This window comes from Phocaeicola plebeius (assembly GCF_003437535.1).
Taxonomy (GTDB): Bacteria; Bacteroidota; Bacteroidia; order Bacteroidales; family Bacteroidaceae; genus Phocaeicola; species Phocaeicola plebeius_A.
Window position 1 is genome coordinate 1 of sequence record NZ_QSQT01000067.1, and the last position, 1,506, is coordinate 1,506.

Sequence of the window (1,506 nt, forward strand, 5' to 3'; positions counted from 1 at the left end):
TGTAGTGTACTAAATAAGTTGACACAATTTATTTAGTAACATGCGTAAAAATCGAAAGTATTCAAAGGCAGAATGTCTGTCTTATCTGGAAGAATACATGTGTTCTTCTCAGAATCACAGTGAATTTGAACGTGAAAAAGGTCTGAAACGTACCACAATTAGCCGCTGGCTTCGTATCTTTGGGATTGAAGATAAACCAAGTCCCATTATGAGCAAGAAACTAAGTCAGACGGAACAGGAGCTTCATGACCGTATTCATGAGCTCGAGCGGAAAATCAAGTCCCTGGAAGTAGAGTTGAAGCAGTCCAACATGGCCCGTGACGCCTACGACTGCATGATTGACCTTGCGGAAAAGACCTATAACATTCCGGTAAGAAAAAACTCCGGTGCCAAGTAATCCGGGGCCTGTCTCAAGGCGGACGCCGTTACCGCGTGCGTCCGCTTTGCAGATTGCTTGGCATATCAGCACAGGGATACTACAAGCATGACTATGCCTCAAACGAGGCTGACATACTCTCTGCCAGCATTGTATTGTACTGCCTGTACGTCCGCCAGAAGGAACGTCTTCCCAAAGCGGGCTGCCGGGAACTCTACACACTCTGCCGTGAATACTTCAGGGAAAAGTTTACCATAGGACGGGACAGGTTTTACAATGTGCTCCGTTCCAACTCGCTCATGCTCAGGCGGACAAGGTATCGTCCGCGTACTACGGACTCCAGACACGGTTACCGTCTTTACAGGGATCTTGTAAACACTTCTCCCAAGTACACACCTGCGGGCAATGGCCGGCTTGTGGTGGCGGACATCACCTATATCTACACCAGAGAAGGCTTTGCCTATCTCTCACTGGTGACCGATGCCTACAGCAGATACATAGTGGGATATTGCCTTAGCAGGAGTCTGGATGCGGAGGGACCGCTGAAAGCCATGTACATGGCTCTTGAGACCTACCGTGCCTACGGAATCAGTACGGAGGGCATGATACACCACTCTGACCGCGGCGTGCAGTATGCCTCGAAGCAGTACACGGACCTGCTGCTTTCACAAGGCATCAGAATCAGCATGACCCAGACGGGAGACCCGCTTCACAATGCCCTGGCCGAGAGGATGAACAACACCCTGAAGAACGGATGGCTCTTCAATGAAGGTGATATGGACTTCAGACAGGCAGAGGAAGCCGTCAGTAAATCCGTTGCGATGTACAACAATGCCAGACCGCACAAGGCACTGGGAATGAAGACCCCTATGGAGATTTTCTCAGGCAGAGGAGGAAACCCTCTTATGGAATATCGGTATAATTGAATGATGTGCTCGTCGGGACGGGTGCTCCCGCCCCTTGCCGCACGGCGCTCCCCGAGCGATGAGTTTTTAGGGAGAAAATATACGGATATTGAGTTTTTGTTGTAGTTTTGCAGAACTGACAACCTTTTTAGGAATATAATGTTTAACCTGTCAACTTTGTCAGGAATTAATCTTCAAACTGACAACTATTTTCAGTACACTTCA

2 protein-coding genes are annotated in these 1,506 nt (G+C 48.7%); both read left to right on the forward strand.

Annotated features, from left to right (window positions below; translation table 11 throughout):
* The first annotated feature begins 40 nt into the window (after positions 1–40).
* On the forward strand, positions 41–397 hold the full coding sequence (locus tag DXD04_RS16555) for a hypothetical protein (RefSeq protein WP_117674217.1): 357 nt from the start codon (positions 41–43) through the stop codon (positions 395–397).
* 8 nt (positions 398–405) lie between these two features.
* Positions 406–1,302 (forward strand): IS3 family transposase, encoded by an 897-nt coding sequence (locus tag DXD04_RS16560; RefSeq protein ID WP_259299588.1) that lies wholly within the window; start codon positions 406–408, stop codon positions 1,300–1,302.
* Positions 1,303–1,506: the final 204 nt, after the last annotated feature.

Coding starts and splice junctions, on each gene's coding strand:
- DXD04_RS16555 (WP_117674217.1), top strand. CDS start 41: ATGCGTAAAAATCGAAAGTATTCAAAGGCAGAATGTCTGTCTTATCTG.